Annotated in this window: 3 protein-coding genes; 2 read left to right on the forward strand and 1 reads right to left on the reverse strand. The window is 57.9% G+C overall.

The genetic code is table 11. The features are described 5' to 3' along the window. Positions 1 to 219: 219 nt before the first annotated feature. The gene (locus Q1W40_RS00005; RefSeq protein WP_300707524.1) at positions 220 to 2,463 is read left to right on the forward strand and encodes a patatin-like phospholipase family protein; all 2,244 of its coding nucleotides are present in this window, start codon (positions 220 to 222) and stop codon (positions 2,461 to 2,463) included. Between the two features lie 21 nt (positions 2,464 to 2,484). After that, positions 2,485 to 3,819, forward strand: a complete 1,335-nt coding sequence (locus tag Q1W40_RS00010) for a mechanosensitive ion channel domain-containing protein (protein ID WP_300707528.1) — start codon at positions 2,485 to 2,487, stop codon at positions 3,817 to 3,819. A 14-nt stretch (positions 3,820 to 3,833) separates the two neighbouring features. Here the strand turns inward: Q1W40_RS00010 and Q1W40_RS00015 are convergent. Continuing rightward, a partial coding sequence (locus Q1W40_RS00015; RefSeq protein WP_300707526.1) for an aminoacetone oxidase family FAD-binding enzyme occupies positions 3,834 to 4,820 on the reverse strand: 987 nt, incomplete at its 5' end.

Here is a 4,820-nt window from a genome sequence, read left to right on the forward strand (position 1 = left end):
GCGGTTCCCCGTCACGAACTAGTATTTGGCAGACGGGGGTTTGCCAGCAAAGCCTCGGATTATAGCCCCATGCAACAAGTGCTTTGCGCACTTGAATCGACTTTGCACTGGGCTTGTTACGAAAGAACGCAATTTACCTCGCGCTTGCACGGGTGTAATTTGGAAAAATTAATAAAATGCATCAAAAATAATCAATTTATTCGTGAGCAAGCGCACCCAATGTTCTTTCAAAAGCTGATTTTGGCCCTGTCCCTGGGCGTGACGTCCTGCCTTGCCCTGGGCCAAACGACGGAGGCCGCCAAGCCATCCTCGGTGGTCGTGGTGTTGGCCGGTGGTGGCGCCAAGGGCTTTGCCCATCTGGCCGTCTTGCGCAAGCTGGAGCAAGACCGCATCCCCATCGCCCGCATCGTGGGCACCAGCATGGGCGCGGTGATTGGTGGCCTGTATGCCAGCGGCTTGTCGACGGATGAAATTGAGCGCGTGGTCGGTGGGCTGGATCCTTCGAAAGTGGCCCTGGACCAGCTCAATCGTTTGGAGTTGCCATCACGCACGCGGGCGTACCAACAAAAATACCCGGTGGATCTGGAATTTGGCATCAAGAACGGTGCGCCCAGTTTCGCTCGTGGCGTCAGTGACGGTCAGCGGTTTTTGGCACTTCTGCAAAATTTGACGGCCCATGTGCCACCGCAAGTGAATTTCAATGATTTGAAAATCCCATTCAGGGCCGTGGCGACCCGTTACCGCGATGGCGAAATGAAGGTGTTTGACCAAGGTGCTTTGCATCTGGCCATCCGTGCCAGCATGGCCGCGCCTGCTGTGTTTGCGCCGGTCGAGGTCGATGGCGAGACCTATGTCGACGGTGGCTTGGTGGCCAACTTGCCGATCGAGGTCGCCTTGCATGAGGGCGCTGATGTCATCGTGGCCTCTTTTCTGGCAGGCGGCACGGAAGAGGGGAAAACGGAGTCGGCCAACCATGCCTTGGCGGTGGCCAACCGCATGGTGGACATCTTGATTCGCCAAAATGAAAAACGGAACTTGGCTTTGTTGCGTCCGCAGGACATTCTTGTGAAGCCTCAGTTGGCCGACATTGGCTTTGCAGATTTCAACCGGGCTGCCGAAATTGCCCAACGCGGGCAAGCGGCCGTCGCCAGTGTGGAAGACCGTTGGTCCGTGTTGAGGTCGGTCAAGAGACAAGCGCAGGATGCCCCGGTGCTCAATCGATTGTCATTTGACCAGCGAGAGAAACACATTGTGGCGATCGAGGCCCAAGGACAAGAAGATGTGTCTGCCAGCTACATTCAGTCGGTCATGGCGCCCTTGGTGAATCAAGAGTTCACCCCAGCCGAAACTGAACGCTACATCGATGAGCTCTACACCAGTGGATTCTTTGATTTGGTGAGCTACAGCTTGCAGCAACAACAAGGCCATCAATACAAATTGATCGTCCATGTGCGCGAAAAGCCCTACAGCCCACACTTCCTGAAAACGACTTTGGGCTTTTCATCCGAGGTGGGCGGCATGACCCAATTCACAACAGGGTTCGGTTACCGGCGTCCTTGGTTGACGCCTTCCGGTCTGGAGTTCTCGCTCGATGCCCGACTGGGCACACAGTCTGAATTGGCTGCACGTTTGCTCCAGCCTTTGTCGGGCCGTTGGAGCGTAGAGACGGGCGTGTCCTGGGACCGCAACAACTTGCCGCTGTATCGGTCGTCTTATTTCCCTGAGGACCACAGCAACATCAAACTGGCTTACTACAGCCAGACCACACAGAGCTGGGATGCCAAGCTGGTGTACGACCTGGATCGCAAGGCGAACGTCAAGATGGGCCTGACATCGAGCAGCATTCGCCGATCGCTGGACACCACCTCCGAGCTGGAAGCAGCGAGTGGTTCGAACACGGAGATTTTGCGCTACAGCGGTTTGAAAACCCAGGTGCAAGTGGATCAATTGGATTCCTTGAGTTTCCCCACGCGCGGTTATTTTTTGAATGCCTCTTTGGAGAAAGGCATCTCGGGTGCGGGGTATTCCGGTGCGCGCTTGAACGCGAAATGGGCCCGCGCGCTTGGTCCTCACATTTTCAATGTGGGCCTCAATCTGGCACAAGACCGCGTGAAACTGGATTGCGACACTTGCCGGGCGCCCAGCCAGTTGTACCTGGGGGGCTTTCAGGCCATGGGGGCTTACCGCATGGGCCAATTGGTCGGTGACCAACTGGCCCACCTTCAAGGCACCTACATGTACCGGATGACCGACGGGGGGCTGTTCAAGCAGCGGACCTACATCGGCACGGTGCTTGAAACGGGCGATGCCTGGAATTCAGGCACGGCCATGAGCAGGCGGTACAGCGGCACTTTGTTTGTCGCCGTCGACAGCAAGATCGGTGACATCTACTTGGGCACTGCCCGGGGCAGCGGCGGCGTCTACAACGTCTTTGTGCAATTGGGCCGACGCTTCAGTTATTGAGCCGGGAGTCATCACGTGAGCATGAACTTTATGCGTATCGACGAGCTTGTCATGAGTGGCGATGGTTTCTACCAGTCGATGGCCTACCACGCCTACCTGTCTTTGGAGTTGGCCAGCTTTGCGCTGCAGTGCACCTTGTGTTTGCTCAGCATTGCGCTCGGCTATCTGGTGCGCTGGCGCTTGCTCAAGCGCATCCCTGTGCAAGGGCAGTGGCCCCGGCTTTGGCATGCCGGTGTCCAAACCACGGGGCCAGCTGTGGTGGCCGTGATTTGCATGGCGGCTTTGTTTTTCATGGGCCGGGCCTTGGGACAAACTTCACATGAGCTGATGGTCTTGTGGAAGGTTTTGTCTTTGACCTTGTGGGTCATGGCGATCCGTGTCTCCGGCTGGTTCTTCAGGCATGTGCTGCACCCGCACGAGGTGTTGCGGATTTTTCTGCACCTGATCGAGTGGTCGGTGGTCCTGGTGACTGTGCTCACATTCTTCGGGCTGTTTCAGCCGCTCATTTCGCAGGTTCGATCGATCGAGTTTTCCATTGGCGCTCAGGTGTTCAAAGGCGCCAACATCTTGACCGGTGTGCTCATGGGCGTGGTGGCGTTGACCGTGGCGGGGCAAATCGCCGATTTGGTGGATCGCTTGTTGCAACGCTATGCACGCCAAGAAACGATCCAGGCCAACGATGCCTTGATCCTGACGCGGCTGTTCAGCATGGGCATTTTCGTCTTCACCCTGGTCGGGGTCTTGGTCAGCTCGGGGGTGGATCTGACCACCCTGGCCGCATTTGCCGGGGCCATGGGCATTGGCCTGGGCTTTGGCTTGCAAGAGTTTGTGGTCAATTTTGTGAGCGGTGTCTACGTCTTGATTGAACGCGCCCTGAAAGTCGGCGACTATGTGACCATCAACCAGATCACGGGCCGTGTGGTGCAACTGAGCAGCCGCGCGGTGGTGGTGCGCGACTCAGTGGGCACAGAAAGCTTGATTCCCAACAGCAGCGTGATCAAAGGTGTCTTGCAAAACCACACCCTCAGCAACGATGATTTTCGTGTCTCGTTTCTGTTGAAAATCGCCGATGTGGCCGACTATCCACGTGCCCGCGACTTGATTTTGCAGTCGCTCAAGACCACTCCCAGGGTCTTGCCCGAGCCCGCAGGGAATGTGCTGATTGTCTCGGTCGCGGCCAGCGAGGTGAATTTGGAAACGAGCTTTTGGATCAACGACTTGCAAAACGGTCAAAAGGGCTTGGTGTCCGATCTCATGTTTGACATCTGCATGCGTTTTCGCCAAGAGGGCGTGCTGCTGGCTTCACAAGACGCGGATGGACCGAAATCCATTTCGGGCAAGCCCGTGGTGACGTGAATTGTTGCGCGGGCTCAAGCTGGCCCGGGCAGCGCTTGCGCACAGGCGTGCGCACTGGCCCAGGCCCACTGAAAGTTGTAGCCGCCGAGCCAGCCGGTCACGTCGATCACTTCGCCAATGAAGTACAGCCCTGGCTGTTTGGATTCCATCGTTTGTGAGGACAGATCGCGCGTGTCCACGCCGCCCAGAGTGACCTCGGCTTTTTTGTAGCCTTCGCTGCCGGTGGGCGTGAGGCACCAGTTGGACAAGGCCTCGGCCAATTTGTTCAGCGCCTTGTCGGGCACTTCTGCCGATGTGCGCTGCAAGGCCGCGTCCTGACCCACCCAGGCTTCGGCCAGTCGGCTGGGCACCAGCGTGGCCAGTTCATTGCCCAACAGTTTCTTGGAGCGCAGCTTGGCTTCTTGCAATCGCGCGGGCAGGTCCACTTCCGGTGCGAGGTTCAATCGGATGGGGGTGCCGTCTTGCCAGTAGCTGGAGATTTGCAGCACGGACGGACCCGACAGGCCCCGGTGCGTGAAGAGCAAATCCTCGTCAAAGTGCATGCGTGTTTTCTTTTCGCCGGTTTCAATGCCCACCGGCAAAGCCAGCCCGGCCAGTTGTGCATAGGGGGTCCAGGCCTCACCGTCAAAGGTCAGCGGCACCAAGCCCGCGCGGCGCTCGACCAAGCGCAGACCAAACTGTGTGGCCACTTCGTAGCCCCAGCCTGTGGCGCCGATCTTGGGGATGGACAAGCCTCCCGTGGCCACCACCAGCGAGTGGGTTTGCACTGTGCCCTGACTCGTATCGAGTGCATAGCCGCCACCTTCGACATGGCGCACTGCCTGCACACCGCAGCCGGTGCGCAGCGTCACACCACCGGCATCGCACTCGGCCAGCAGCATGCGGATGATGTCTTCGGCCGAGTGGTCGCAAAAGAGTTGACCCTTGTGCTTTTCATGGAAGGCGATGCTGTGCTTTTGCACCAGATCGATGAAATCCTGCGGCGTGTAGCGCGACAGGGC

Source organism: Limnohabitans sp. (genome assembly GCF_030158565.1).
Lineage (GTDB): Bacteria > Pseudomonadota > Gammaproteobacteria > Burkholderiales > Burkholderiaceae_C > Limnohabitans_A.

Bases quoted from the DNA above. Each gene is read 5' to 3' on its own strand.
- Q1W40_RS00010 (WP_300707528.1), top strand. From the start codon at position 2,485: ATGAACTTTATGCGTATCGACGAGCTTGTCATGAGTGGCGATGGTTTC.
- Q1W40_RS00005 (WP_300707524.1), top strand. From the start codon at position 220: ATGTTCTTTCAAAAGCTGATTTTGGCCCTGTCCCTGGGCGTGACGTCC.